26 protein-coding genes are annotated in these 25,414 nt (G+C 60.1%); 15 read left to right on the forward strand and 11 right to left on the reverse strand.

Features of this window, described 5'->3' with window-relative positions:
- Positions 1-96 precede the first annotated feature (96 nt).
- Positions 97-336, reverse strand: coding sequence for a hypothetical protein (locus ACMDCR_RS29515; protein ID WP_413990023.1), 240 nt, complete (start codon positions 334-336; stop codon positions 97-99).
- 822 nt (positions 337-1,158) lie between these two features.
- Between ACMDCR_RS29515 and ACMDCR_RS29520 the strand changes: the two genes are divergently transcribed.
- Positions 1,159-1,749 carry a hypothetical protein gene (locus tag ACMDCR_RS29520; RefSeq protein WP_413990024.1) on the forward strand — a complete coding sequence of 197 codons (591 nt, stop codon included), beginning with the start codon at positions 1,159-1,161 and terminating at the stop codon, positions 1,747-1,749.
- Positions 1,750-1,766: 17 nt separating this feature from the next.
- On the opposite strand, the gene ACMDCR_RS29525 is transcribed toward ACMDCR_RS29520, so the two are convergent.
- Positions 1,767-2,816 (reverse strand): HoxN/HupN/NixA family nickel/cobalt transporter, encoded by a 1,050-nt coding sequence (locus ACMDCR_RS29525; protein WP_413990025.1) that lies wholly within the window; start codon positions 2,814-2,816, stop codon positions 1,767-1,769.
- A 150-nt stretch (positions 2,817-2,966) separates the two neighbouring features.
- Between ACMDCR_RS29525 and nikR the strand changes: the two genes are divergently transcribed.
- Together nikR and copC are read left to right on the forward strand one after the other, a co-directional pair.
- Positions 2,967-3,401, forward strand: a complete 435-nt coding sequence (nikR, locus tag ACMDCR_RS29530) for a nickel-responsive transcriptional regulator NikR (protein ID WP_413990026.1) — start codon at positions 2,967-2,969, stop codon at positions 3,399-3,401.
- Between the two features lie 12 nt (positions 3,402-3,413).
- A complete protein-coding gene (gene copC, locus ACMDCR_RS29535; RefSeq protein WP_413990027.1) occupies positions 3,414-3,785 on the forward strand; it encodes a copper homeostasis periplasmic binding protein CopC in 372 nt (123 codons plus the stop codon).
- Between the two features lie 43 nt (positions 3,786-3,828).
- Here copC and ACMDCR_RS29540 read toward each other — a convergent pair whose 3' ends face one another.
- Positions 3,829-4,629 carry an endonuclease/exonuclease/phosphatase family protein gene (locus tag ACMDCR_RS29540; protein WP_413990028.1) on the reverse strand — a complete coding sequence of 267 codons (801 nt, stop codon included), beginning with the start codon at positions 4,627-4,629 and terminating at the stop codon, positions 3,829-3,831.
- Between the two features lie 391 nt (positions 4,630-5,020).
- On the opposite strand from ACMDCR_RS29540, the gene ACMDCR_RS29545 reads away from it, so the two are divergent.
- Positions 5,021-6,472, forward strand: a complete 1,452-nt coding sequence (locus ACMDCR_RS29545) for a CoA transferase (protein ID WP_413990029.1) — start codon at positions 5,021-5,023, stop codon at positions 6,470-6,472.
- 15 nt (positions 6,473-6,487) lie between these two features.
- On the opposite strand, the gene ACMDCR_RS29550 is transcribed toward ACMDCR_RS29545, so the two are convergent.
- Positions 6,488-7,396: a GGDEF domain-containing protein gene (locus tag ACMDCR_RS29550; RefSeq protein WP_413990030.1), complete on the reverse strand. Its 909-nt coding sequence runs from the start codon at positions 7,394-7,396 to the stop codon at positions 6,488-6,490.
- A gap of 106 nt (positions 7,397-7,502) precedes the next feature.
- Positions 7,503-9,236 carry a ubiquinone-dependent pyruvate dehydrogenase gene (gene poxB, locus ACMDCR_RS29555; RefSeq protein ID WP_413990031.1) on the reverse strand — a complete coding sequence of 578 codons (1,734 nt, stop codon included), beginning with the start codon at positions 9,234-9,236 and terminating at the stop codon, positions 7,503-7,505.
- Positions 9,237-9,718: 482 nt separating this feature from the next.
- Between poxB and ACMDCR_RS29560 the strand changes: the two genes are divergently transcribed.
- Positions 9,719-9,868, forward strand: coding sequence for a hypothetical protein (locus tag ACMDCR_RS29560; RefSeq protein WP_413990032.1), 150 nt, complete (start codon positions 9,719-9,721; stop codon positions 9,866-9,868).
- A gap of 273 nt (positions 9,869-10,141) precedes the next feature.
- Positions 10,142-10,408 carry a hypothetical protein gene (locus ACMDCR_RS29565; RefSeq protein WP_413990033.1) on the forward strand — a complete coding sequence of 89 codons (267 nt, stop codon included), beginning with the start codon at positions 10,142-10,144 and terminating at the stop codon, positions 10,406-10,408.
- 146 nt (positions 10,409-10,554) lie between these two features.
- Here the strand turns inward: ACMDCR_RS29565 and ACMDCR_RS29570 are convergent, their stop codons facing one another.
- Positions 10,555-11,529, reverse strand: a complete 975-nt coding sequence (locus ACMDCR_RS29570) for a diguanylate cyclase (protein WP_413990034.1) — start codon at positions 11,527-11,529, stop codon at positions 10,555-10,557.
- Between the two features lie 71 nt (positions 11,530-11,600).
- Here ACMDCR_RS29570 and ACMDCR_RS29575 point away from each other — a divergent pair, with 71 nt between their 5' ends.
- The gene (locus ACMDCR_RS29575) at positions 11,601-11,951 is read left to right on the forward strand and encodes a hypothetical protein (protein ID WP_413990035.1); all 351 of its coding nucleotides are present in this window, start codon (positions 11,601-11,603) and stop codon (positions 11,949-11,951) included.
- 123 nt (positions 11,952-12,074) lie between these two features.
- Here ACMDCR_RS29575 and ACMDCR_RS29580 read toward each other — a convergent pair whose 3' ends face one another.
- The gene (locus ACMDCR_RS29580) at positions 12,075-13,139 is read right to left on the reverse strand and encodes an SAM-dependent methyltransferase (RefSeq protein WP_413990036.1); all 1,065 of its coding nucleotides are present in this window, start codon (positions 13,137-13,139) and stop codon (positions 12,075-12,077) included.
- Between the two features lie 604 nt (positions 13,140-13,743).
- On the opposite strand from ACMDCR_RS29580, the gene ACMDCR_RS29585 reads away from it, so the two are divergent.
- Complete coding sequence (locus tag ACMDCR_RS29585) at positions 13,744-14,007, forward strand: hypothetical protein (protein ID WP_413990037.1); 264 nt, start codon at positions 13,744-13,746, stop codon at positions 14,005-14,007.
- Between the two features lie 457 nt (positions 14,008-14,464).
- A complete protein-coding gene (locus tag ACMDCR_RS29590) occupies positions 14,465-14,752 on the forward strand; it encodes a hypothetical protein (protein WP_413990038.1) in 288 nt (95 codons plus the stop codon).
- Between the two features lie 185 nt (positions 14,753-14,937).
- On the opposite strand, the gene ACMDCR_RS29595 is transcribed toward ACMDCR_RS29590, so the two are convergent.
- The 3 genes from ACMDCR_RS29595 to ACMDCR_RS29605 form a co-directional block, all read right to left on the reverse strand.
- Positions 14,938-15,927: an aldo/keto reductase gene (locus ACMDCR_RS29595; protein WP_413990039.1), complete on the reverse strand. Its 990-nt coding sequence runs from the start codon at positions 15,925-15,927 to the stop codon at positions 14,938-14,940.
- A gap of 23 nt (positions 15,928-15,950) precedes the next feature.
- Positions 15,951-16,181 carry a tautomerase family protein gene (locus ACMDCR_RS29600; RefSeq protein ID WP_413990040.1) on the reverse strand — a complete coding sequence of 77 codons (231 nt, stop codon included), beginning with the start codon at positions 16,179-16,181 and terminating at the stop codon, positions 15,951-15,953.
- A gap of 184 nt (positions 16,182-16,365) precedes the next feature.
- The gene (locus ACMDCR_RS29605) at positions 16,366-16,761 is read right to left on the reverse strand and encodes a cupin domain-containing protein (protein ID WP_413990041.1); all 396 of its coding nucleotides are present in this window, start codon (positions 16,759-16,761) and stop codon (positions 16,366-16,368) included.
- Positions 16,762-16,880: 119 nt separating this feature from the next.
- Here ACMDCR_RS29605 and ACMDCR_RS29610 point away from each other — a divergent pair, with 119 nt between their 5' ends.
- Positions 16,881-17,798, forward strand: coding sequence for a LysR family transcriptional regulator (locus ACMDCR_RS29610; RefSeq protein ID WP_413990042.1), 918 nt, complete (start codon positions 16,881-16,883; stop codon positions 17,796-17,798).
- Positions 17,799-17,993: 195 nt separating this feature from the next.
- On the opposite strand, the gene ACMDCR_RS29615 is transcribed toward ACMDCR_RS29610, so the two are convergent.
- Complete coding sequence (locus tag ACMDCR_RS29615) at positions 17,994-18,986, reverse strand: LacI family DNA-binding transcriptional regulator (RefSeq protein WP_413990043.1); 993 nt, start codon at positions 18,984-18,986, stop codon at positions 17,994-17,996.
- A gap of 274 nt (positions 18,987-19,260) precedes the next feature.
- Here ACMDCR_RS29615 and ACMDCR_RS29620 point away from each other — a divergent pair, with 274 nt between their 5' ends.
- The 5 genes from ACMDCR_RS29620 to ACMDCR_RS29640 all read left to right on the forward strand — a co-directional run bounded on the left by ACMDCR_RS29620 (position 19,261) and on the right by ACMDCR_RS29640 (position 25,358).
- On the forward strand, positions 19,261-20,571 hold the full coding sequence (locus ACMDCR_RS29620) for an ABC transporter substrate-binding protein (protein WP_413990044.1): 1,311 nt from the start codon (positions 19,261-19,263) through the stop codon (positions 20,569-20,571).
- Positions 20,572-20,753: 182 nt separating this feature from the next.
- On the forward strand, positions 20,754-21,524 hold the full coding sequence (locus ACMDCR_RS29625) for an L-iditol 2-dehydrogenase (RefSeq protein ID WP_413990045.1): 771 nt from the start codon (positions 20,754-20,756) through the stop codon (positions 21,522-21,524).
- 35 nt (positions 21,525-21,559) lie between these two features.
- The gene (locus tag ACMDCR_RS29630) at positions 21,560-22,540 is read left to right on the forward strand and encodes a sugar kinase (RefSeq protein WP_413990046.1); all 981 of its coding nucleotides are present in this window, start codon (positions 21,560-21,562) and stop codon (positions 22,538-22,540) included.
- The gene (locus ACMDCR_RS29635; protein WP_413990047.1) at positions 22,537-23,820 is read left to right on the forward strand and encodes a D-tagatose-bisphosphate aldolase, class II, non-catalytic subunit; all 1,284 of its coding nucleotides are present in this window, start codon (positions 22,537-22,539) and stop codon (positions 23,818-23,820) included. Before ACMDCR_RS29630 ends, ACMDCR_RS29635 begins: the two co-directional genes overlap by 4 nt.
- 647 nt (positions 23,821-24,467) lie before the next feature.
- A complete protein-coding gene (locus ACMDCR_RS29640) occupies positions 24,468-25,358 on the forward strand; it encodes an adenylate/guanylate cyclase domain-containing protein (protein ID WP_413990048.1) in 891 nt (296 codons plus the stop codon).
- Positions 25,359-25,414 lie beyond the last annotated feature (56 nt).

The raw sequence follows: 25,414 nt of genomic DNA on the forward strand, positions 1-25,414 counted from the left end.
CGTTTCGCTTTTCACCGTGAAGCGCCGGGAACCGCAAGATGCTTCAATGCTACCGAGTCAAACCGGTTAGTCGTTTTTCACTGAACGCATCTTGCTCTAGTAATAGCGGCAAACACGTACACCGTTGACCCAACGGTAGACGCAGGTCCGCCGGGGCGCCACGTAAGCGCCGCGGGGCGCGACATAGGCATGAGGATAACGCCGGACCACCGCACCATTGGGGCCCGCGCAGCCCGCGCGATAGACGCCGCGGGCGCAGACGACAGCGTCCGCCTTCGTTGGGGCAAAAACCCAGGCGGCAGCGATAAGCCCGAACGCCAAAAGCAAATACTTCATTCTATCCTCCTCCTTAGACGCTGTTAATTCTGCTCGGATGCGGTCATCCATTGCACCGTATTACAACTGAATTATAACGCAAAGGCTGATTCTGGTGCGCCATGAAATGGGGAATCCATATATTTGCGCGGCTTAACTCGGCTCTCCGCCACGTATAGCTTATTCATAACGGGCGATGAGATTGCAGATCAAAAAAATATCGTACCTGCCAGAATGCCTTCAAGGGGCCGCAATCTCACCGGCTTCGGGACCGAGCGCATCTTCGTGCCATCGACACGCCGCGTGAAACGTTACGCCATGCCCGCATCCTGTATTCTAGCTCAGAGGTGCCGGTGGAAATTTGCAGGTCTCCCCGAGTTCGGCGGCGGATGGACCTTTGGATGCTGCCTTCGCATACCAGGCCTCGAAGTCCGGCCGGGTCAGCAGCAAACTCCCCGCCGCGACCAAGCCTGGTAGGACTTTGTTCAGCATGATCGCGAGAACCGCCTGCGCCATTCCCACAGTTTGAAGTCGCCGACGATCGTTTCCGCGGCCGGATGCCGGATAAACGCCGCCAGATCAAGGGCATGATCGCACCCCGGACCTCCGGGCAAGCGGGTGGCGGCATGGCTTTCTTCACGCTGGCCACACGCATTTGTGTGCCGACCGTTACCGGAAGTTCCCCTACACTTGCTTCATCGATACCTGTCTGGTTCGGCATGCGGGTGCGGCGATTGGGGGATCGCAGAAAATGACGGGTTGGCAGGAGAGATCCTGCCTCCCCGAAATATGAGTGGAGCACAGACTGCCCTATGGACCCCGTTTGCTGCCGGAGACCATGACATGCTGGAAACCAAGATCGGACGACGAGACGCGCTGAGAGGGATGGCCCTGGCCGCGTGGGCCGTCGGGCTTGCCACACTCTCCTTCATGGAGGGTATCGCACCCCTGCCGACGTTCTCCTTCTATGCGTCTGATATCGCCGAAGCCACCCCACCTGCCGAACGAAGCGAGACGCCTCGCCCCATGGGCCGCGGCGACGGCGGTCTCGTTTATGGCGTGTTCGCGGCTTCGGCGCCTTCCGCCGGCAGGATCGCCACGCTGGATCTCGCGGCGGCTCAGGCGGCCCCCGGCGTGATCGCCGTCTATCCACGCCACGCGGAGAGAGCCACCTCTGCGCCCGCGATCGGGACACCCGTCGGCTTGCCGGATCCGGCTGCGTGGCAGAAGGGACAATATGCGCTCGTCCTCGCCAGGACACCCGAACAGGCAAGCCGCGCCGCCGGGCTCATCCGTGTGACCTATGCGCCGCGGCCCGCCGATCCCGGCCTGCACGACGCCGTGGTTCGCGTGCCAGCTTCGGGACCGGGCGGCTCCTCTCCCGACTGCCTCGCTGCCTGGAAAGGCGTGCCAAGCCAGCCCTCCAATTCGTAACGCGCGCCGGCAGCCCTTCAGGATTGGCTCGCCGGCAGGCGGTCATAGCCTCTGCCGCGATAGATCAGGGCGGAGACGATCCAGCTCGCGATGATGATGCCGACGATGGCAAAGCCAAAATTGGCGAGGTTGTCGTTCATGGTTGTGATCGCCGCCCAGATACCGCCGTCGAGACCGAGCTTGTCGGCGATCATGCCGAGCGCCTCGATACCGCCGATGAAGACGGCGACGACAACGGAGACGGCGGTAATCGTCAGGTTGTACCAGAGCTTGCGCATGGGATTGATGAAGGCCCAGCTATAGGCCCGTGTCATCAGCACGCTGTCGGTCGTGTCCATCAGCGACATGCCTGCGGTGAACAGAGCCGGAAAGACCAGGATGGTCCAGAACGACATGCCCTGTGCAGCCTGGGCGGCCGAAATGCCGAGGAGGCCGATCTCGGTCGCGGTATCGAAACCGAGGCCGAACAGAAAGCCGATCGGATACATATGCCAGGAGCGCGAGACCACGCTGAACAGGGGCTTGAAGATACGCGCTATCAGGCCGCGGCCTGCGAGCAGTGCATCGAGATCCTCATCGACAATCTTCTCGCCGCGCCGAGCCCGCTGGAAGGCGGCCCAGATGCCCTTGAGGATGAGGAGATTGGCGAGGCCGATAGCGAGGAGGAAGAGCGCCGAGACGGTGGTGCCGATCACCCCGCCGATGTCGTGGAACGCCTCGAGACGGCCCTGCATCGCCGCCGCTGTCGCGGCGATGACGACGGAGGCGATCACCACGATGGTCGAATGGCCGAGCGAGAAGAAGAAGCCGACGGAAAAGGGCGCCTTGCCGTCCTGCATCAGCCTGCGCACGACATTGTCGATGGCGGCGATGTGGTCGGCGTCGAAGGCGTGGCGCAGGCCGAACATATAGGCGAGGAATGCCGTACCGAGCAGCGCCGGCCGCTCCGCAAAGGCCATCCAGGCCCAGAGCCAGGCGGCTAGATTGGCTGCCACTAGCAAGACGAAGGTCGTCGTCGCCTTGATGCGGACGGCAGAACGTGCATCGTCGAAGGGATTGGGCAGCACGAACGGGCCTCCGGTTGAACGTATGCACTTTTCCATGAAAGTGATTACGCCACCACCGGCAAATGACGTAGGCAGCGGCATTAAGCGCTTGCGCCCCACGGGCTGACACCACCTATTGAAGAGATCTCCAACCGCGGCGAGGCGGCCGGCATGCAGCGCATCACCATCAGTATCGACGACGACCTCCTCGATACCATCGATCGACTCAGCGCGCGCCGCGGCTATGCCAGCCGCTCCGAGGCCCTGCGCGACATCGTACGGGAGGCCGTCACGCGCGAGCAGTCGGCGGAGGCGGAGGACGCGCCGTGTCTGGCCACCCTCACCTATGTCTATGAGCACGAGACGCGCGACCTTGCCAGCCGGCTGACGCGCGCCCAGCATCACCGCCACGATCTTTCCGTGGCCACGCTCCACGTGCATGTCGACGAACATGAGTGCCTCGAAGTGGCCGTACTGAAGGGCAGCGTGCGCGAGGTAACCACCTTCGCCGACGGCGTCACCACCCAGCGCGGGGTGCGGTTGGGGGCACTGCAGATCGTGCCGGCGGTGGGTCATGCGGGCCATGCGCATGACCATCAGACGTGACAGGACATTCCAATGACCAGGACCCCCATCTCCCGGACTGCCATCGCCATCTTCTTCGCACTCGGACTCGGCGGACCGGCCTTTGCCCATGCCCATCTCAAATCGGCGGTGCCCGCCGTCGACGGCACGGTGGCGGCAGCCCCGAGCGAGCTCGACCTCACCTTCAGCGAGGCCATCAACCTGAAGCTCTCCGGCATCAAGGTCACGGGCCCCGACGGCGCCGCCGTCGCGACCACCGGCGCCATGCTGATGAACGCCGACACCACGCTGATGGTCACGCTGCCCGCAGGCCTTAAACCCGGCAGCTACAAGGTGGACTGGCATGCCCTCGCCAGGGACGGTCATGCCACTCACGGCAGCTATGGCTTCACGGTGAAACCCTGAGGGGTCATTCCGCCTTCGGGTCGCGGCCTCCTGCGGCGGCGGATCAGATCTCGAGAAGGAGCGGCCGGTGGTCCGAGACTTCCGGCTGCGCCACGACATCGAAGCCGAGAACATCGACATTGACGCTGACGAGCATGTAGTCGGCGAAACGGCCCGGCTTTGCGTAATACGAGGTGCGCGTGTCGGTGAAGCCGCGCCCGGCGACCAGATCCGACAGCCCGATCCCGCCCATGATGCCGAAGGTCGCGCTCTCAGGCTCGACGTTGAAGTCTCCGCACGCGACCACGCAATCGCCGGGCTCGGCGAACAGGCTGCAGAGCTCGGCGAACCTGTGGGCTTGCGCCAGCCGTTCCGGCGTATCCTGCTTGCCGGAAAGATCGCGCAGGCCATGCATATGCGCCACGAAGACCACCCGCCTCTTCACGAAATCATAGACCCGCACGGCATGCGCATTGCGCGAGCGGGGATGCTCGCCATAGCCGTCGGGCGAGAAGTCCTTGTGAACGAAAAGCTGGGCCTGCCCGATGATCGGGAGGGAGCGGCGTACGAAAGTCGCCAGCCCCCATTGCGAGGGAACCGCCTCGGCGCCGTCCCACAGCACGCCCTGCGCAGCCGGGCAGAAGATCGCGGCATGATCGGGCAGGGCGACGCAGACATCGCGAAAGAAGTTGGCGCGCTGCGGGAGCTGGTGGTCGCCATCGCGATAGTCGAGCCAGTCCTTCCCCGTGGCTGGGCTGTGCACCACTTCCTGCAGGCAGAGGATGTCGGGAGAGGCCGAGGCGAGGTAGGGAATGAGACGGTCGTGAAGCTTCCCGCCCCAGCCGTTGAGGCACATGATACGCAAGCTGGAACCCTCCCTGCCGAGCCCAATCGCAACGATGCCGGAGGTCCTGATTAGCGCATCGCCGAGAACTATTCCGCCGCTCAAACCTGGGCGCGTCGCCGGCTGACGCTGCTACGCTGCTCGATTGCACGATCGGAGGATGTCAGCGCAATGCGGAGCCCTCGATAACGTGCGTGGAAAGCAGCTTTTTGGCGATGCGATACAGGCGAGCAAAGTAAATCTCTCCAAGCCATGATATTGTCGCCCTTGCATCAAGTAACCGAATAGCTCCCCATTCAACATCCTCCCGGGACAGCTCCACACTCGAAGCAGAGATTCACATGTTTTCCGGCCGCCCTCCGATAGTGGCGGCATCGGGATTCGTCGAAGCATGAGATCAAAGGGGAAGAAGATGGAAGCTTCAGTGCCCGCCGAGCGGACCGAGCAGCGACTGTCCGAGGGCCATCTGCCCGCTCTCGCCGCTCTGGCGGGGCAGCTTGGACTGCTGCCCCATTTTACCGGCGAGGCGATCTTGCACGGCAGTGATCCCGTGATCCGCTCGCCTCATCGGCTGGGAGAGGCGTCGGGTATTGCCCAATTGCTGATCGGTATCGCTGGCGCCGCGGTCTGGCGGCAGCGCACGGGGCAATCGACCGACATTGCGGTCGATATCCTGGACGCGCTGCACTTTCTGCATCCGACCCATTTCGTCCAGCAGCAGGGCCGGTCGATCAACGTCGGTGCCGAGAATGTCGATGTGAACGATCTGTTCCTGTGCCGGGACGGGCGCTACATCATGTTGGAGGCCGGGCCGCCCTATCCAAAGCTCTTGAAGGGCTATCTGAACTTCTTCGATTGTGGTGACAACAAAGCCTCGATAGCCCGCGAGGTCGCGCAATGGGATTCGCTTGCCCTCGAAGAGGCACTGGCGCGGATCGGCGTGCCCGCCTGCCGTGCGTATACCCGTGAGGAATGGCTGCAGCATCCCCAGGGCCGGCTGCTTGCGCAAACCCCGGTGGTCGAAATTGAAAAGATCGCGGGCGGGCCGCCGGTGCCCTTCGACAGGCCGGATGCAGCCGCCTCTCCCCTGCAGGGGATCAAGGTCCTCGATTTCACCCATGTACTGGCCGGACCGCGCAGTGCGCGCACGCTCGCCGAATACGGAGCCGAGGTGCTCCATATCTCTGCTCCGAGCTATCCAGACACCTTCGCGCAACATCTGGGCGTCGATGTCGGCAAGCGCTGCGCCTATCTCGACCTGAGAGGGGAAGCCGACCGCGCCACAATGTTGGCCTTGGCCCGCACCGCCGATGTCTTCGTCACCACATATCGCGCGGCTGTGAATGCCAGGTTCGGGCTCCTGCCGGCGGCCCTAGCAGCACGGAGCGAACGGGGCATCGTCTGCATGACGGCAAGTGCCTACGGGCACGCGGGCCCGTGGCTGGGCAGGCCCGGCTTCGATCAGAACGGCCAGGTAGCCTCCGGCTTCGCCGCCGCCGAAGGAGCCCCCGGCATCCCCCGTTTCTCCCCGGTCTTCTACCTGGCCGATCTTATCACCGGCTATCTTGCTGCAGCGGGCATGATGGCTGCCCTGCTGCGGCGGTCCATCGAAGGCGGCTCATACCATGTCAAGCTCTCGCTGACGCGTAGCGCAATGTGGGTCCAGGAACTCGGATTCCTCGACACGGCGCAGCAGCACGGTGTGCCCGAGCACGACACCTACCCCGCCAAGATGACGACCTTCGCCACCGTCTACGGCGAGGTCGCCAATCTGCGGTCGCCCCTGCACTTCAGCAATTTACGCCTGCCCGAAGCGCTCTCGCTCGAACCCTATGGCGCAAGTGCTCCCGCGTGGCGCACATGATCCATCCCAATCGACCTATTGCTCTCCCGCCAGCACTCGGTTCCGCCCTGCCATCTTGGCCGAATAGAGGGCCTGGTCGGCTCGGCGATAGAGGTCGGAAACGCCGTCGGTCTTCCGGCAGCCGGCGATGCCGGCCGAGAAGCTGTAGGCAAAATCCGGCGGGTCCGTCAGCGGACGCGACGCGCGGATGATCACGAGCAGGCGCTCCACCAGCGCAACGCCTTCGCTCACCGCCGTGCCCGGCATCACCAGCACGAACTCCTCGCCGCCGACGCGGCCGAAGCAGTCGCTGCGGCGAACGTTCTGGTGGATGCGATGGGCGAAGTCGCGCAGCACGATATCGCCGGCCTGGTGACCGAACCTGTCGTTGATATATTTGAAATTGTCGATGTCGAGCACCACCAGGCAGCCCTTGCCTTCCGGGGCCCTGATGAAGCGTTCCTGCATCTCGGTGATTTGCGCCATCACGAAGCGCCGGTTGGCCACGCCCGTCAGTTCGTCCGTCTGGGATACCTTGATGGCGAGGTCACGGTCCTGACGAATGCTGCGCTCCTCCGCGCGCAGATGAGTGATGTCGCCGGCGATGCACAGCATCCAGCCGCTCTCGTCCACCGCCTCGGTCATCCAGAGCCAGCGGCCGTCATGGAGATCGCTCTCGAAAGCGCGGAAGCCGGTCTTGCCACGTCGCGATTGGGTGGAACGCAGCCATTCCTCGAAATCCACGGCGTTGATCACCGTACCCCTGCCGAGGCCGAAATTGCGCCGCATCAGATCCGGCCACAGCGGCTCCTCGCCGGCCTCGATGAAGTAGGCGGCGCGAAAGGCGTCATTGGCATAGCGCAGGCGGTCGTCGGCGTCATAAAGCGCAATCAGCGCTCCGGTCTGGTCGACAAGGGCAGCAAGGCGTTCGAGCTGTGCATCCATATCAGGCGTTATCACCGGGCATGGTTAGAGAGTCGCGGGGAGGCACGCGCCGACCTTTCAGAGGCGCGAGCCTTGTCGACGTTGAAGAATTCGACGATGTTCCCGTTTATCGCCACAAATTGCTTTTCGCCAGATCGATCACCTCGTCTGCCCGCCCGTTCATCACTGCCTTGACCATGTAGAGGGAGAAGCCTTTCGCCATCTCGGCGGTGACCGAAGGCGGCATGGCAAGTTCCGTGCGGTTGACCACCGCGTCCACCACCACCGGCCCGTCATGGGCGAGAGCGGCGGCCACGGCGCTCTCTACCTCGCCCGGATCCTCGACGCGGATGCCGCGGATGCCGATTGCCTCGGCCATGGCCGCGAAATTGGGATTCTCCAGCTCCGTGCCGAAACTGAGGAACCCAGTGGATTTCTGCTCCAGCTCGATGAAGCCGAGGGCGCCATTGTTGAACACCACCACCTTCACCGGCAGCTTCAGTTGCTTGAGGCTGATGAGGTCGCCCATCAGCATGGTGAAGCCGCCGTCCCCCGAGAGCGAGACCACCTGCCGGCCCGGCGCGGCGGCCTGGGCGCCGATGGCCTGCGCCATCGCATTGGCCATCGAGCCGTGCCAGAAGGAACCGAGCAGGCGCCGGCGGCCGTTCATCGCCAGATAGCGCGCGGCCCACACGGTGGGCAGGCCGACATCGCAGGTGAAGACGGCGTCGCCCGCGGCAAGATCCCCAATCGCCTTCGCCACCTGCTGGGGATGGATGAGGCCGCGGCCGGGCTTGCCTTCGGCGAGGCGGTCAAGCTCCTTGCGGGCCTGGGCGTAATGCTGCTGGGCCTTGGTCAGGAAAGCCTCGCTCCGCCCCTCCTTCAGCAGCGGCAGCAGGGCCGCAAGCGTCTGTTTGACGTCGCCCACCACCGGCAGGTCCACCGGCGCGCGGCGGCCGATCTGGCCGGCGCTGATGTCGACCTGCGCGATGCGCGTCTTCGAACCCTTGGGGTAGAACTGCCTGTAGGGGAAATCGGTGCCGAGCATCAGCAGCACGTCGCAATCCAGCATGGCGTAATAGCCCGACGAGAAACCGATCAGCCCGGTCATGCCGACATCGTAGGGGTTGTTGCCCTCCACATGCTCCTTGCCGCGCATGGAATGCACCATCGGCGCCTTCAGCCTGTCGCCGAGGGCAATGAGCTCGGCATGAGCGCCGGCGCAGCCCGCCCCGCACATCAGCGTGACGCGTTCTGCCCCGTTGAGCAAAGTTGCGAGCTTTTCAAGCGTTCCGGGCGCCGGCGTCACCACGGGCACCGGCGGCAGAAGCGCCTCGATTTTGGGCATGGGGGCAGGTTCGGCCGGCTGCAGGGCGACGTCGCCGGGGATCACGATCACGGAGACGCCGCGCTTGCCTACCGCCTCGCGGATGGCGATTTCCAGCGTGCGCGGCATCTGGCGCGGGTTGGAGACGAGCTCGCAATAATGGCTGCACTCCTTGAAGAGATTTTCGGGATGCGTCTCCTGGAAATAGCTCGAGCCGATCTCTGCCGAGGGGATATGTGCGGCTATGGCCAGCACCGGCACGCGAGAGCGCTGGCAGTCGAAAAGGCCGTTGATGAGGTGCAGATTGCCCGGCCCGCAACTGCCGGCACACACAGCGATGGTACCGGTGAGCTGCCCCTCCGCGCCGGCCGCAAAGGCGGCGACCTCCTCGTGCCGGACGTGCAGCCACTCGATCTTGCCCTGCCGGCGGATGGCATCCGTGATGCCATTGAGGCTGTCGCCCACTATGCCATAGATGCGCTTCACGCCGGCGGCAGCCAGGGTCTCGGCGAATTGCTCGGCAACATTCGTCATGGGGTCAGCTCCTTCGCTTTAGGGACGCGCGGGAGGTTAGGACGGGAGGGGACGAAGAGCCATGCCGTGACGATGGGGAAGACTGCTGAAAATGTGGTCGCCAGGGATCACGGACATCCCCGGCTTCCGAACATGGGCCCGTCATTTCGCCTGCGGCACGACGGCCAGAAGCGTGGATGGCCATGCATGAACCCGCCCAACTCGGCTACGAACGCCCCGATTTCCGCCTGCGATCATCGCCCCTGGGGTAACGACGTGACATCGTCGGAAGACGCCACCTTTTCGAGAGATATGTCGAAGCCCTTGCCAAATAATAGTTTGCCTTTCTTGCAACCGTATGTAGGTAAATCTGCTAATCAGGCTGCCGACTGTTGATTCGCAGAAGCTCGATCGGTCCAAGCATGTCAAAAAACGGACCTCGAATAAACTGGCTGTCGTTTGTCGTGAGCGTTCATCGCAAGCTCAACGACGAGGACATGACTATGCGTGATCTTGCACAGGCCACCCAAATTCCCTCTGCCACGCTCCACCATCTTTTCGTAGGAGGCGAGTGCACAAAGGAGGCCTATTTGGCGCTATGCATGTGGCTGGAAAGGGACCCGGCGGACTTCTACGAGATCGAGGATGAGTGAGGGTGTAAACCGTTTAAACGCTGCTTCAACGCTGCATTCAGGCGTTTGGCGATTTGACGGACTCGGCAAGAACCGCAAAGACGCGTTAGAACAAGGTGTTGGAGCAAGGGATGTTTGTGCGTAACCGCGCTTTGCGCCGGTGAGCGGTGTGCAAGCCGGTCCGGTGCCTGCCAGTATCACGCTGGCGTCACGCCTTCTTCGCGCAGGTACCAGCGGAGCTCACTCGTCAAAAGAGAAGCAATGACAGCGCAATTTCCTGCTTGGCAGTCTCGAATGTCCATCGACTACAATGAGGTCGTGCAGCTCATCGCCCCTGGCGAGGACGAGGGCGGCCCCGAGCGCTGGGGTGCCATGCGGTGGGGAGGAACAGTTGAAGAAATGCCACTGTGGAAGGCGATACGCACCGTCATCATCGATTGGGCGGGCTCCCACCGGCAATTGGAAGCACAGATCATTTCCACTCGCGGGACTTCGCTAATGAACCTGGCGGCAATCCAGGCCACGTACAACCGGGACGATTTTCCGGCGCGCGGCAAATAGGCCATATGGCCACTGGGCCGGAAACCAAGCCTCGATAGTCAACGATCTCTACTCCACTGTGCCGAAGCGCGTGGATCCGTAAACAGTGTAGCCAGCTTAGCCCCTGTCGATCCCCGCCAGCGTTTCGGAACTTCCGATAACAGGCCTCAGCGTACGACAATCTGGTTTTTGCCCTTGCGCTTGGCGTCATAGAGAAGCTGGTCTGCTACCCCGAGCGCTGCCTCGACGCCATTGGGGGGCGTATTGAAGACCGCCAGCCCCATCGAGAAGGATACGGGAAAGTCCGCTTGGGCGACAACAGAATCCAGGCGTTCTTTCACTCTCGCCGCCGCGTCGTGGCCCTCCTCTTCGTTGCCGCCAATCATGAGAATGGCAAACTCGTCCCCGCCGAGCCGTCCACAGGTTTCCTCACGACGGGTCCGATCGGCCAGGGTGCGGCCGATGAGTCTCAGCAGCTCATCACCGGCTGCGTGGCCGCGCACATCGTTGACCTGTTTGAAGCCATCAACGTCGATATAAAGCAGGGAGAACGGAAGACCGTGCCGTTGCAGGACAGCAAGGGCCTTCTCGATCTCAAGCTCCAGCTTCGTGCGATTGGGAATGCCGGTGAGCCCATCAGTCAGGGCCAAATCCCTCACCTCCTTCACGCGGCGCCGCATTTCCAAGATTTGCATTGCAGTTTTGGCGAGGCTCGCAAGCTTTTCGCTTTCATCATTCGAAAAGTGGCGTGCCTTCGTGTCTACAGCGCAGATTGCGCCGAGAGCAGACCCATCCGAAGCGATAAGAGGAGCTCCCATATAGCTGCGAATACCTGGATCAGCCGTCACGAAGGGATTGGAGGCAAATCGAGCATCCTTGGATGCATCCTCGACCAGAAGAGGAGAATCCGTCTCTATTGTGTGAGAACAGAAACTCAATTGGGCCGGTACGACCTCCATTTCCATCCCGGCAAGGCCCATGTGATAGGTATTTTCGTCGTCAACCAGCGATACCGCAGACATCGGTACAGCGAATGTCAGCCGTACCAGATTGCAAAGAGCATCGAGGCCGTGATCCCGGCCCATTTCAATCGTCTCATAGGCTCTCAGAGCGGCGAGTCGGCGTTCATCGAACAGTTTCATGCTGACCAGTATTCCCGTTCATCCGTGCATGTAAGAACGTTTTACACTCAGAGGCAAGACCGATAGCCAAGGTGCTGCAATTCACAGCGACGAAGCGTGCATTCCTATCGCTACCGAATACTTCTCCTATTGGAAATATTTTAGACTTAGATTTGAAAATTGAAATTAAATTCACGAATTTGCTAATGATTGCGTTGAACTCACTGGCAATCATTCACCGAAGCAACTTCGACGTACTACGACCCGTCAAAAATAACTTGCTCTCTTTTACCAAACGCATTGCTGTTCCACCGACAGCGACACGGCCTGTCGCTCGCGGCACAAAATGCCAAAGCCATATGAAATCAGGTTTGGCCATAGCCTTAATTTTTGAAGAAATTGGCCTATCCGGCGAGGGGACACGTTTTCGAGAATGCCCTTGAGAGGTTGCATCAAGTGTTCGAGAGGACGGGCGGTGGCCCTCGAGGGGCGAGCGCTTGATCTCGGCGAAGCCTTTGTGTGAGCCCGGATTATCAATGACCACGACATCGCGCGGCTTCGCAAAATCAAGGCGTCTTGGCAAGAAGTGCGACGGCCATGTAGGGCTCATGCTTTCTTGGGTTGGTGGCGAGACGCTCCACAAAGCGCGCAAACAGTTCAGCCACTAAACTCGTCCGATCACGAGCTGGATCGATCAGTCTTGCGATCGTCGGCCCGGACCAGGCTTGCGTCATATCGGCATGACGCTTCGCAAACGATAACCGATCACCTGTCCGCTGAAAGTCATCCCAGCAGGGATCTGCCACCTTTAGAATTTCAAGCCGCTCGACGACCAAATCCGCGAAGCGGCCGCTGCCTATAAATGGCGCCTGAATGTCTTCAAACGATCGAAGACCAATCGGGATGGTGATGTGACGCCGCTCCTCCTTCGAAAAAAGCCCGTCGCGGCCCATGTCCTCCACAGTTGACCATAGTTCGCCCAGAAGCCACTCCCAACCCGACTCCGTTGCGGTTCTCGCGGTGAAGCCGGTCAGCAGTTTGGCGCCGGGCCGCATTTCGCTGGATCGCACCTCAAGGAAGCGACACCAATCGTCAGCTTGCTGCTGCCGCACGGACTTCATAACCTCGGGCGACTGGCTCATACCTGCCAGAATATGGTCCTCCGCGTTGGCGGGACTACGGCTCATCCATTGCAGAGCCCAGGTCGTCCAGCCCAGGTGAACTCGACCCGAGGGGAGAAGCCTATGAAAGAATGATCGTCCGATCGCGGCAGGAAAGACATCCGCGGTGCCCGCCAAATAGCTATTCGGCTCGTTTTCTAGCGCTTCAAAAAGAGCGGAGAAATCATTCGAAGGCAGGTCCGTATGAATAACTTCGATGGGAACGTTCGAGCCCGCCCTGCAACGCAGCACCTCGATCGCCATGCGCAGCGGGGCCATCGAGTTCCGCCCTTGAGAAGACCCATAATCGACGATCGTCAAAGGCCCGTCGTCGATTGTCACGGTCTGGCAAGCCATCTGCCACAAAGACGACAGCAACTCGATACCGGCGGCCTGCATGGCGGAATGACGATTATAGAACCCGTCTCCTTCCATGGCCGAAAGATCGCGTTCAGCGTCACTCTTTGACATAGCCGGGACACTAGTGGAATTGCGCTCGCTTGTGAACTGACAGGGCGCAGCGTTCACGGCAGGGGCTCATGCGCGGCCTTTCGGACCTTATCGATGAGTTCCTGAATTGGATCGAAATCGCTCCACAGCCGCGGGCTGGCCGGCGCCGATCCAGCTCGATCGCAGCGTCCTCAGGAGCCCGCTCAGACGCTCCAGGAGGGCCTGAGGGCAGGCGAGTTGCATCTCCTGGCGCCCACGTCGTTCATCGGCCTTCGACTTGCGTCGACCGGTTACCGCTTCGAAGTTCCTCCAGAACTTCCTGAAGTAATGCACGAATCAAAGTCAACTCGTCGCTGATTTCGTGCGCAGCCGTAATAACGCTGGCCTGGCCCAACCGGGAAGCTAGCAGTCTGTCCGTTTGGCGTTCTTCAATAAGTCTTTTCGCGTCCTCTAGAAAATTGGCCATCGTCATGTTCCCTTGCAAAGGCTGGGAGCGTCGCTGCCTCGCTTCAAACAATGTCCCACTATCATGATAATGGAAATGTTGCCGGATTAAGAAAATATTGATGAATGATATTTGACGATTGCAGCTTGCTTTATACTGTTGGAAGGGTCTGTTTGAGCAATGAGCGCGGCGTCAGGCGACCAGAGTTCGCCCCTGGAAGGCGAAGAGCGCATCTATCGGGCGCTCAGGAAGACTATTGAAGCCTTCTTCGAGGGGCACGATATCGCCCCTGACCGGCGGGAAGCCTTTCTTAAGCGACTCCGCAAGGATCTCGTACTGCCGGCGCCGAAGACATTCCGGTCGAGAGTGGCGTTCACCAGCCAACGCGACATCAATCGCATGTGGGCAGTTCACGAGAAAAAGCAGGGCAAGCCCAAGAAATAGGCTGGAACCATCATGGTTCCTTACTTGTTACAATTGGGACGGGTCGCCCTTCATTGGGAAGCCCGATGTCGGCAGAGCGTACACCCCGCTCGATGAGAACCGTCGACACCGGCATTCCCAGCGTCTCCTCTGCCAATCGCTTCTCCTATGAGCGGGCATGAGAAACGAAGGCGAAAACCGTCGGGGAGCCCGTCGTACCAATCTCGGTTCCGACAAGACGGGCTCCCCATCCTACACGGGTCATTTCCCCTGGCTGGGGGCTCGCCCGCTCAGAGGACAGACCTCCCTGGCGAGCCTCCTTCCTGCACCCTGCGGCGGAAAGTAATCCTTAGCCGACATTGAGGAACCAAACCGGCATACCTCCATGACATAGAAATACTTATCCTTTTGGCGCTGTGCACCTTGAGGGCGCCTAATAGACTGCTAATAGCGGCGCGATACCGGAATGCATTGACACATGGGTTCGGGGGTTATGGTCATGCCGCAGGTCACCCGTTACCTGGTTCTTCCCTTTACACGTGATCATCGCGGAGAGCTGCTGGGTCTCGAGCCCGAAGAGGTACCCGACGCGGCCAGGGCGAATTTCCGGGCATTCAACATGGTGGGGAGGGCAAGGCGCGTCGCCAAGGTCGTGGGGACAATCGCTTTCTCACACTCCGGCGACCTGGCTGCGGGTGTTCTTGGTGACCCTGTGATCCTGGCTCGCTATGGCGAAACGCCGGACGACGCGGTGGGAATAAAATAGGAAAATAGCGTCAATCGAACCTGTAGTTGATGCCCGGACGGATAATGTTTGTTTTAAAATGTGCCAATTGAGAAGCACTATATCCGATACCGGGATCTTGACGCCTCACACGGGTAATAGCGCCTGGATCGTTGTTCAATTATTCAGCCTTCAAGATTCTTGCGAAAGCCTCATCATTGAAGCTGTCAGAGGCCAACGCGGCGCATCTGTTCCTCGGGGTATCGACTACCCTCTACCGGCATCGCCACCCTGCTCTCGTTCAGCTCGCGGATATCGTCCGCCGTCAGATGCACGGACAGCGCCCCGATATTCTCCTCGAACCGCTCAAGCTTGCGGGTGCCAAACAGGGGCACGATCCAGGTCTTGCGAGCGAGCAGCCATGCGAGCGCCACCTGCGCCGGGCTTGCCCTGTGCCGCTCACCAACATTGCGCAGCAGATCGACGAGGCGCTGATTGGCGTCACGCGCTTGGGAGGCAAAGCGTGGAACTGTACGACGCATATCGGTATCGCTGAACTTCGTGTCGGCATCGATCGTACCGGTGAGAAAGCCTTTGCCGAGCGGGCTGAAGGGAACCATGCCGATGCCGAGTTCTTCGAGCGTCGGAATGATCTCGTCCTCGGGCTCGCGCGTCCAAAGCGAGTATTCGCTTTGAAGCGCCGCCACTGGCTGGACAGCATGCGCGCGGCGAATGGAGTTCGCCCCGGCCTCCGAGAGGCCGAAAAACCGAACCTTGCCCTGCTGGATCAGGTCTTTCACGACGCCCGCGACCTCCTCCATTGGCACGTCGGGGTCAACGCGGTGCTGGTAATAGAGGTCGATGTAATCCGTGCCGAGCCGCTTCAGACTGCCTTCGACCGCGCTGCGAATTTGCGCCGGCTTGCTGTTGACGCTGCCGCGATGCTCGCCGGTGTCCTGATCGATATCCCAACCAAATTTGGTCGCGATCTTCACCTTGTCGCGGATACCGCGAAACGCTTCGCCCACCATGACCTCGTTTGTCCAGGGGCCATAGGCTTCGGCGGTATCGAAGAAATCCATGCCGAGATCGGCGGCTTTGCGCAGCAGCGCGATCATATCGGGGCGATCGGGAATGTCGCGTGATTTGCCGTAGCCCATCGCGCCGAGCGAGAGAGCCGTGACTTCCAGCCCTTGGCCGAGTATGCGTTTTTCCATCGTACGGCTCCTTTGGCCGTTGTTCAGAACGGTTTATAGCCCGGCCGCTTATAGAGCTTGCCGGGACCATTGATGATATCGGGCGTGTAGACCTTTTCGGTCCAGTCACCGGACGCGATTTCTTCCAAACTGACCGAAACAGAGTCCTCGCCGTAGCCGAGGCTCGTCATAACTGCTTTCGTCATGCCGTCGGCAAGCTTCTGCTTCTGCTGTTCAGACGTGCCAGGCCAGAGCTTCACGATCACATGGGGCATCGACTGTCTCTCGATTACACGCGCAGCATGGTCTTTATGGTGCCGAGATGAGGCGCGATATCGCCAATATTCTTTCGTGCGTTTACCGGTTCTTCTGCCATGGGGTGAATTCCTCAAAAAAAGCATTGTGAAGGTGAGAATCTATCGACATTTGGAGAAAGCAACGGCCATCCATACGCGGCCCTCAGCCGCCATATTGCTCGTCTGTGACCTTTTCCATCCAATCGACATACTTGCTGTCAAGCTTTTCCTGAATGGCGATGTGGCTCATTGCAGTGGTCTTACCTGCCCCATGCCAGTGCTTCTCACCCGGCGGGAACCACACGACATCGCCGGGATGAATGACTTCGATGGGGCCGCCCTGGCGCTGCACCTGTCCACAGCCGGCTGTAACGATCAGCGTCTGCCCGAGAGGATGGGTGTGCCAAGCCGTCCGCGCGCCCGGCTCGAATGTCACAAGCGCGCCGGAAACACGGGCGGGCTCAGGCGGGCTGAATAGTGGATCGATGCGAACCGTGCCGGTAAACCAGTCGGCGGGACCTTTGCCGGACGGCTGCGCACCGCTGCGTTTGATCTCCACGGCGAAACTCCTTTCGAGAGGAGGGGCAAGACTGCGCCCTCGTGTTCCCAAAAATAACAAGCACCATTGCCTGCGATAACTGGGTATAATCCGCATAGGCTCATTAGAGAGACTTCTTAATGCAGAGGGAAACGGCTGCCGATCTTGTCGCCTTTCTCGTGGTGGCGCGGGAGCAAAGCTTCACGCGCGCGGCGGCGCAGCTTGGCGTGTCGCAATCGGCGCTCAGCCAAACCATGCGTGGCCTTGAAGCGCGGCTGGGGGTGCGGCTTCTGACAAGGACAACGCGCCGCGTATCGGCGACGGAGGCCGGCGAACGCCTGCTGCGCACGATCGGCCCGCGCTATGCGGAAGTTGACGCCGAGCTGGAGGCCGTGATGGCGCTGCGTGACAAGCCCGCTGGCACGATCCGACTGACTGCGACCGAGAACGCCGCGGCGTCGGTCCTCCTTCCCGCATTGGGGCACTTCCTGCCGAGATACCCCGATATCAAAGTTGAAATCATTACTGATTTCGGACTGACAGATATCGTGGCCGAGCGGTTCGATGCTGGCGTGCGGTTCGGCGAGATGGTCGCCAGCGGCATGATTTCGGTCCGCATTGCGCCGGATGCGCGCATGGCTGTGGTCGGCGCTCCCTCGTATTTCGCCGAGCGCAGGCCGCCGATGACGCCGCAGGACCTGACAGAGCATGACTGCATCAATCTGCGCCTGCCCACCCATGGCGGGCTTTACAGCTGGGAGTTCGAAAAATCCGGGCGGGAGTTGAATGTGCGCGTCAGCGGCCAGCTTGTTTTTGCAACATCCGGGCTCATTCTCGCCGCTGCGCGGCTAGGCCTTGGTCTCGCCTATCTGACGGAAGAACAGGTGAGCGGCGATCTCAAAAGCGGTCGTCTGGTCCGCGTGCTCAGCGACTGGTGCGCGCCCTTTTCGGGCTACCACCTCTACTACCCGAGCCGCCGCCAGCCAACACAAGCCTTTGCGCTGCTGGTCGACGCGCTACGGTATCGAGGTCCCGCAAAGCCTTCTCAAAAGTCTTGAGAAAACTGATCCGATCCGCACGAGCCCCTAGATGGGAGTTTTCAAGCCTAGGGCACGAACGCCCGTAGCGTCCAAGACCAATGGATGCATTCCTTGGGTCTCACGCTTTCAACTGGCGTAAGCGAATGGCCGCTGGCAACACCAAAGATCGCTGTCGCAAGTCGCTCTTTCTCCTCGAGCCCACAAACGATCACGTCATGCAGAATTACGCATGCGGAGCTGTGCTTCCAGGAGATGAGCGTTTTCGCCCTCATTCGCCTCCTCGACAATGCGACCTATCAACATTTTCAGTGCCAGTGTCGCCATCTTATGACCGTCCTGCGCCACCGTTGTAAGAGAGGGGCTAGCAAAGCGGCTGAAGGGATGGTCGTCATGACCGGCAACTCGAAGCTGCCCCTCCCGTCCCACGGCAAGACCATGTTCGCTGGCCGCCGCCATCACACCGAATGCGGTTCGATCGGTGGCACAGAGGATGGTGTTGGTGGGGAGCGGTCCCCTCGACAGCAGCTTTGCCGTGTGCTCAAACGCCACGGCTTCAAACTCCCAGCTGTGGGCTGGGGCCGAAATGACTTCAGGACGTGCATTCCTCCGCTCCATGGCGCGGATATAGGCTTCCCGTCGTTCGATGGCGTTTCGATTGACGCGCGGCATATCGAAATAGCAGGGCGGTTCGCCAGTGCGGAGCAGGTAGTCGACGATCAGGGAGATGCTCTGAAAATTGTCCGTTCCGACAAAAGGCGCTTCGACATCGATGCGCGTATCGGCGAGCACGAGGGGAAACGTACCTGCCAGCTCCTTGAGGGTTGAGATCTCCGAAGTCGTGCCGAGAGGGACAACGATCGATCCGGCGACACGCATGGACATGAGATTGCGAACGGCACGCTGCTCCATCGAGCGCCGGCCGTGCGAATTCAGGACGATTGTCCAATAGCCCTCGTCTAGCGCACTCAATTCCACCTGCTCAACGAGAGCCGCATAAAACGGATCAAGCAACGATGGGACGATGATTCCAATCATCTTTGGTGTTTTGCGATTGACGTTTACAGCGAGGAGATTGGGCTGATAACCTAGCCGTCCCATCGCGTGTTCAATGCGTTCGCGTGTAGCCGGTCGCACGCTATCCGGGTCTTTGAAATATTTCGACACAGTCGGACGCGAGAGGCCAGCCGCAAGAGCGAATTCCTCCATCGTTCGGATCCTTCCTGATCCGCCGAAATCCTCTGCTTCCGAAACTGACATACGCTGCTCTTAACCCCGCAAAAAAAGTTTTCCTACTCTTTATGCCAAAGCTCTGCACGTAACGCACGTGCTAAACGAATGTCGTCGAAAATTTTTACGCGCGATAAGAAATTTGTATACATGCGATATTGACGAATGAGATATTTTCAGACAAATAGGGCTCGTCGGGAGCGGGAATTCGAGGATTGAGATCAATCCCCCCGCCCCTAAACGGGAGAACGACATGAGGAGAGTGTGGAAGGCAGCCGTGTGCATAGCGGCCCTCGCGGGTACGGCCGCGTATGCACATGCCGAGACCCTTACGATCGCTACCGTGAACAATGGCGACATGCTTCGCATGCAGAAGCTGACCGACGATTTCACGAAGGCCAACCCCGACATTCAGTTGAACTGGGTGACGCTCGAAGAAAACGCGCTGCGCGACAAGGTCACCCAGGACATTGCCACCAAGGCCGGTCAGTTCGATATCCTCACAATCGGCACTTACGAGGTTCCGATCTGGGCCAAGAAGGGTTGGCTGGCGCCGCTGGACTTCGATAAGAGCTACGACGTCGACGATCTCCTGCCCCCGATCCGGGCCGGGCTGAGCTATGACGGCAAGCTCTACGCAGCCCCGTTCTATGGAGAATCTTCGTTCACGATGTATCGCAAGGATCTGCTCGAAAAGGCCGGGCTCAAAATGCCCGAGCAGCCGACTTGGGACTTCGTCAAGGAAGCTGCCCAGAAGATGAACGACCCCGCCAACGGCGTTTACGGCGTGTGCCTCCGCGGCAAGGCGGGCTGGGGCGAGAACATGGCCTTCATCGACTCATTGGCGAATTCGTTCGGCGCTCGCTGGTTCGACGAGAACTGGAAGCCTCAATTCGATCAGCCTGAATGGAAGGCGACACTCACCTATTATGTCGACCTGATGAAGAAGTATGGCCCGCAAGGTGCTCCTACAAACGGCTTCCAAGAAAATCTGACCCTGTTTAACCAAGGCAAGTGCGGCATCTGGATCGATGCGACGTCGGCTGGATCCTTCGTCGTTGACCCCAAGCAATCGACCGTCTCCGACAAGGTTGGATTTGCTGTGGCGCCTAATGCCGGCCTGGGCAAGGGCGGCAACTGGCTCTGGGCCTGGTCTCTCGCCATCCCGGCTTCGTCCAAGAAGATTGATGCGGCGCAGAAGTTCCTGGCCTGGGCGACGAGCAAGCCATATCTCGATCTCGTAGCCAAGACGAACGGATGGTCCAACGTTCCGCCAGGTACCCGTACCTCGCTCTACAAGGACAACAACTACCTGCAGGCCGCGCCGTTTGCCAAAATCACGCTCGACTCGATCATGTCGGCAGATCCCACCCATCCTACGGTCAAGCCAGTGCCTTATGTCGGCGTGCAGTTCGTTGCAATTCCTGAGTTCCAGGGCCTCGGAACGAACGTCGGTCAGCAGTTCTCGTCTGCCCTTGCCGGCACTGAGAGCATAGATGACGCGCTCTCCACCTCGCAGGAGCAGGTGAGCCGTGTCATGACCAAGGCCGGCTACATCAAGTAATTCCTCGTGCCCAACTGCTGTCCCGTCCTGGACGGGACAGCCTCTTACCGACATTGCCCCACGACAGGTTTAGGGCCGGAGTTATTCGGAGATCACTGCACCTGATCCGAACGACCTTTCCCGCATGTGGAATGGCGCATGGGGGATCGTATCCAAGTGGCTAATCATTCGAGGATGAAGACATGAGACTTGAAGGCAAAGTAGCACTCATCACCGGCGCAGCACGCGGCATTGGCTACGGTTTCGCCAAGGCCTTTGTGGCCGAAGGCGCAAAAGTCATCATCGCCGACATCGATATCGCCAGGGCGGAAAGCGGCGCCAAGGACATAGGCCCCGCCGCCAAGGCCATCCGGCTGGACGTGACAAAGCTCGACGACATCGAACGTATCGTCAAAGAGGTCGATCAGGAGTTTGGTGGCATCGACATCCTCGTGAACAACGCAGCCATCTTCGACATGGCGCCGATCCAGGACATTTCCGAAGCCAGCTACGATCGCGTCTTCAACATCAATCTGAAGGGCCCGCTCTTCATGATGAAGGCCGTTGCGAATGCGATGATCGCTCGCGGCCGCGGTGGCAAGATCATCAATATGGCAAGCCAGGCCGGCCGCAGAGGCGAAGCCCTTGTCACGCTCTATTGTGCCTCCAAGGCGGCCATTATCTCGGCGACGCAATCTGCTGCGCTTGCTCTTGTCAAGCATGGCATCAATGTCAATGCGATTGCGCCGGGTGTTGTCGATGGCGAGCATTGGGATGTCGTCGACGCAAGCTTCGCCAAATGGGAAGGTCTCAAGCCGGGCGAGAAGAAGGCCGCCGTTGCGAAGGCCGTGCCGATCGGCCGCTTCGCAAACCCCGAGGACATCGCTGGCCTCGCGATCTTCCTGGCATCCGCTGAGAGCAATTACATCCTGGCCCAGACCTACAATGTCGATGGCGGCAATTGGATGAGCTGAGCGGTCAATCCGATCAATCCAGACAGGACATGGCCATGCGTTCACATCAGCCGATCGCACCGGAATCCCTCGGACCAACCCTCACCATCGGCGAGATCCTGGTGGAGATCATGGCGACATCGCAGGGAGAAGGCTTCAGCGAACCCCAGACGTTCGCGGGACCCTTTCCCTCGGGGGCACCGGCTATTTTCATCGATCAGGTCGCACGTCTTGGCGGAGGCGCTGCGATCGTCTCCTCGGTCGGCGATGACGACTTCGGCACGCTGAACCTTGAGCGCCTCCGTCGCGACGGCGTCGATGTCTCGGCTGTGACAATTGACGCCAATCGTCCGACCGGGAGCGCCTTCGTCCGATATCGGCCTGACGGCGCTCGAGACTTCATTTTCAACATCACCCACTCCGCAGCGGGCCAGTTGTCGCTAACGCCCGATGTAAGGGTGATTGCCGAAAAGGCAGGCCATCTTCACGTCATGGGCTCCTCTTTGGCCATCCCGGGCGTCGCGACGCTTATCGACTTTGCACTGACCGCCATTCGCGCACGCGGGGGATCGGTGTCCCTCGACCCGAATGTTCGCAAGGAACTCCTCACGGATGGTTCTGCCTCTTCAAGCTTCGAGAAGCTCCTGCAGCAGGCCGATCTCCTACTGCCGTCCGGCGACGAGTTGCTGGCGGTCGCAGGTCGGCGCAATCACGAGGAGGCCTTGTCCGCGCTGTTCGACCTGGGCGTAAGCGAAATTGTTCTCAAGCGTGGGTCGGAAGGAGCCTCCTACTTCCGGCACGACGGTTCGATCGGCGACGCCAAGGCGTTCCAGGTCACCGAGATCGATCCGACAGGCGCCGGCGATTGCTTTGGCGCGACGTATCTGACGTGCCGCCGGCTTGGCATGGACCCTGACAAAGCGCTTCTGATGGCGAACGCCGCCGGCGCTCGAACCGTGACCCGACAAGGTCCTATGGAGGGTGTTTCGACCCTGCATGAACTGAACAACTTCATCGAAGGAACGCCTGGATCATGACGAACGCTGTTCTGACGAACCTCGCAAAATCTCGCACGAACGGCCATCCGGTCGGCATTACTTCGGTCTGCTCTGCTCATCCATTGGTCCTGAGGGCCGCTCTCCGGCAGGCAAGGCGGCTGAACAAAAGCCTTCTGATCGAAGCGACATGCAATCAGGTCAATCAGTTCGGTGGGTATACCGGCCAAACGCCCAAAGCATTCGTGGGTTTCGTCGCGGACCTTGCTGCTCAGGAAGACCTGTCGACGGATCGCATTATTCTCGGTGGCGACCATCTCGGTCCGAACCCTTGGAGAAAGGAATGCGCTGAATCCGCCTTGGCGAAGGCCGAGGAGATGGTCGGTGCCTATGTGGAGGCTGGGTTCACCAAGATCCACCTCGATGCTTCAATGGGCTGCGCAGGCGAGCCAGTCGCTCTCGATGATGAGACGACGGCTGAGAGAGCCGCACGCCTGGCTTCAGTCGCGGAAAAGATCGCGAGGCGCCGCGGTGCCACTCCGCCTTGCTATGTCATTGGCACAGAAGTTCCCATCCCAGGCGGCGCTGACCATGCGCTCGATGACATCACACCAACGTCTGCGGATGCAGCGCGGGAAACGCTCGAGATCCATCGCCGCGTTTTCACGAAGCACAATTTGCAAAGCGCATATGAGAGGGTCATCGCCCTAGTGGTCCAGCCGGGTGTTGAATTCGGGAACGACAATGTCATTCCCTACGCACCTTGCAACACGTCGGGCCTGACCAACCTGCTGAATGAGTATCCGGCCTTCGTCTACGAAGCCCACTCGACCGATTACCAGTCGGAAGAGGCATTGTCGCAGCTCGTGCAGAACGGCTTTCCTATCCTGAAAGTTGGGCCCGAGCTGACATTTGCCCTTCGGGAGACGATCTACGCCTTGGATATGATCGCCTCCGAAATTGTCGAGGGATACGGCGCCAGGCCATTGGCTGCAGCCATGGAAAAAATAATGAACGACGAGCCCATGTACTGGGATAGTTACTATAAAGGCTCAACGAGAAATAAATATATCGAGCGCCACTATAGCTATAGCGACCGTATACGCTATTACTGGGGCAAGGGTAAGGCTCAAGAAGCTTGGTTGAATCTGGAGAACGTACTTTCAAGGATCGCTATCCCGGCTACCCTCCTGTCCCAATACCTGCCGGATCTTTCTTTGACCCCCGCTCAAGTATCTTCGCCGCAAGCGATTGTCATGGCGTCGGTTGAGCGGGTTTTGAAGCGCTATGACGAGGCCTGCAACGCACGCCCACGGCAATAGGGGCCGCCCCAATCTGTTCCCAGCCTGGTCGCAACGCTGAGCAGAGCGTTGAGGCCGAACGGCCCGGCCGCAGGCGTTTTGCCGATCCGGCCTCCCGTGTTTGGTATTTACGACATGCGGCCGGGCTACCCTATTCAAAGTGCGTTGGTGGATAGGTTCTAGGCTGGGCATAAGCTATTGAAAATATTGAACCCCATGCAAAGGAAACACCCTCGAAGTACTAGCGTGTGAGGGTGCTGTTCCGTCGCTGATCTGGAGCATGTCCGGGGTTGCATCTATCGGCGGTCGCCAAGAAGCGAGGCGACGAAGTACCGACAAGAGGTCAAAGGCTTGTCCGCTTTGGGAAGATCGGGCCAGAGGCATGAATGGCCGACATCAGCGCGAAAGCAGAATGTCGCTACCAGGCATGCTTCCAATGGCTTTTATGGCGCCAACCCAACCTCCAGCTCCGCAGTCATCGATGTCTGCTTCGGCGGATCGGCAAAACCGCGCTTGATGCCTGATCTGGGCGCACAGGTAAGATTTCCTTTCGGACCGCAGACCGTAAGCGTTCGGCAAGTCAGCTATCCGATCTTAGACTACTAGCGGATAAGTCGAAGGCAATTTTGGTGTATTATAGACCTTGCTCTCGGGGCGGATACGAGTTGATGGATCAGGAAAGAGTTCTAGCCGCAGTCCTCTTGGCCGATGTCGTGGGCAGCACCCCGCTCTATGACCGCATCGGCGACAATGCCGCGCTGCAACAGATCTCGGATTACCTCAACGCGATACGCGAGATCGTCGCCCGGCACGGCGGCAATTTCATCCACTCGAAGGGCGATGACGTCCTCAGCCTGTTCGAGAAACCGGAGGCGGCGCTGACGGCCGTCTGCCAAATCAGCGGCGAGCTGCCGAAAGGGTCGTTGAGAGCTCGGATCGGATTGCATTTCGGGCCGGTCATTCGCACGCGGGGCGACGTATTCGGCGACGTCGTCAATGTCACCGCAAGGTTGTCCACCACGGCCAACCCAGGGGAGGTGCTGATCAGCCAGAGCTTCTTCGAAGCCCTTTCCGCAGAGAGCCGCAGTCCCTTGCGGCTCCTCGACAAAATGGCCTTCAAAGGGAAGCAGGAGCTCTTCGACGTCTACACCTTGTGGAGCGATGATCGTGCCCTCAGCACGCAGATCGTCAGGGGGGCTACCATTATCAACAGGCGCTCCGCCCCAGAGCGGCACATCAATCTGGTCATCCGCTATGGAGATCTGCTGCGATCCTGCCGTCAGGGCGAATTCGTGACCATCGGCCGATCCCCGGAATGCGACATCGTCGTCGAGCGGCCCTGGGTCTCGAGGCATCACGCAACCTTCACCATTTCCAACGGCAGGGCCCGGCTCGAAGAACGAAGCTCGTCGGGTACATTCTTGTCGACGGGCCCTGACCATGAAGTATTCGTGCGCCGCGAAGACGTTCTCCTCTTCGGCTCCGGCGTCATCTCACCTGGATTAAGGTCGTCCCTCAGCGAGGCCCAGATCCTTCACTACGAAATTACCTTAGGCTGACGAGCGACGAACTTCCGCTCACTGCGCCCAGCACTTCCGGCGTGGGTGCCACTTGC

Origin of the sequence: Labrys okinawensis, assembly GCF_047345005.1 — a bacterium.
Classification (GTDB): Bacteria; Pseudomonadota; Alphaproteobacteria; order Rhizobiales; family Labraceae; genus Labrys; species Labrys okinawensis.

Excerpts from the sequence above, each read along its gene's own strand:
- ACMDCR_RS29585 (WP_413990037.1), top strand. The coding sequence starts at position 13,744 with ATGAGCGCGGCGTCAGGCGACCAGAGTTCGCCCCTGGAAGGCGAAGAG.
- ACMDCR_RS29625 (WP_413990045.1), top strand. The coding sequence starts at position 20,754 with ATGAGACTTGAAGGCAAAGTAGCACTCATCACCGGCGCAGCACGCGGC.
- ACMDCR_RS29570 (WP_413990034.1), bottom strand. The coding sequence starts at position 11,529 with ATGAAACTGTTCGATGAACGCCGACTCGCCGCTCTGAGAGCCTATGAG.
- ACMDCR_RS29560 (WP_413990032.1), top strand. The coding sequence starts at position 9,719 with ATGCGTGATCTTGCACAGGCCACCCAAATTCCCTCTGCCACGCTCCAC.
- ACMDCR_RS29565 (WP_413990033.1), top strand. The coding sequence starts at position 10,142 with ATGTCCATCGACTACAATGAGGTCGTGCAGCTCATCGCCCCTGGCGAG.
- ACMDCR_RS29580 (WP_413990036.1), bottom strand. The coding sequence starts at position 13,139 with ATGTCAAAGAGTGACGCTGAACGCGATCTTTCGGCCATGGAAGGAGAC.
- ACMDCR_RS29640 (WP_413990048.1), top strand. The coding sequence starts at position 24,468 with ATGGATCAGGAAAGAGTTCTAGCCGCAGTCCTCTTGGCCGATGTCGTG.
- ACMDCR_RS29630 (WP_413990046.1), top strand. The coding sequence starts at position 21,560 with ATGCGTTCACATCAGCCGATCGCACCGGAATCCCTCGGACCAACCCTC.
- ACMDCR_RS29545 (WP_413990029.1), top strand. The coding sequence starts at position 5,021 with ATGGAAGCTTCAGTGCCCGCCGAGCGGACCGAGCAGCGACTGTCCGAG.
- ACMDCR_RS29610 (WP_413990042.1), top strand. The coding sequence starts at position 16,881 with ATGCAGAGGGAAACGGCTGCCGATCTTGTCGCCTTTCTCGTGGTGGCG.
- ACMDCR_RS29550 (WP_413990030.1), bottom strand. The coding sequence starts at position 7,396 with ATGGATGCACAGCTCGAACGCCTTGCTGCCCTTGTCGACCAGACCGGA.
- ACMDCR_RS29600 (WP_413990040.1), bottom strand. The coding sequence starts at position 16,181 with ATGCCCCATGTGATCGTGAAGCTCTGGCCTGGCACGTCTGAACAGCAG.
- ACMDCR_RS29620 (WP_413990044.1), top strand. The coding sequence starts at position 19,261 with ATGAGGAGAGTGTGGAAGGCAGCCGTGTGCATAGCGGCCCTCGCGGGT.
- ACMDCR_RS29635 (WP_413990047.1), top strand. The coding sequence starts at position 22,537 with ATGACGAACGCTGTTCTGACGAACCTCGCAAAATCTCGCACGAACGGC.
- copC (WP_413990027.1), top strand. The coding sequence starts at position 3,414 with ATGACCAGGACCCCCATCTCCCGGACTGCCATCGCCATCTTCTTCGCA.
- poxB (WP_413990031.1), bottom strand. The coding sequence starts at position 9,236 with ATGACGAATGTTGCCGAGCAATTCGCCGAGACCCTGGCTGCCGCCGGC.
- ACMDCR_RS29520 (WP_413990024.1), top strand. The coding sequence starts at position 1,159 with ATGCTGGAAACCAAGATCGGACGACGAGACGCGCTGAGAGGGATGGCC.
- ACMDCR_RS29615 (WP_413990043.1), bottom strand. The coding sequence starts at position 18,986 with ATGGAGGAATTCGCTCTTGCGGCTGGCCTCTCGCGTCCGACTGTGTCG.
- ACMDCR_RS29515 (WP_413990023.1), bottom strand. The coding sequence starts at position 336 with ATGAAGTATTTGCTTTTGGCGTTCGGGCTTATCGCTGCCGCCTGGGTT.
- ACMDCR_RS29590 (WP_413990038.1), top strand. The coding sequence starts at position 14,465 with ATGGGTTCGGGGGTTATGGTCATGCCGCAGGTCACCCGTTACCTGGTT.
- nikR (WP_413990026.1), top strand. The coding sequence starts at position 2,967 with ATGCAGCGCATCACCATCAGTATCGACGACGACCTCCTCGATACCATC.
- ACMDCR_RS29595 (WP_413990039.1), bottom strand. The coding sequence starts at position 15,927 with ATGGAAAAACGCATACTCGGCCAAGGGCTGGAAGTCACGGCTCTCTCG.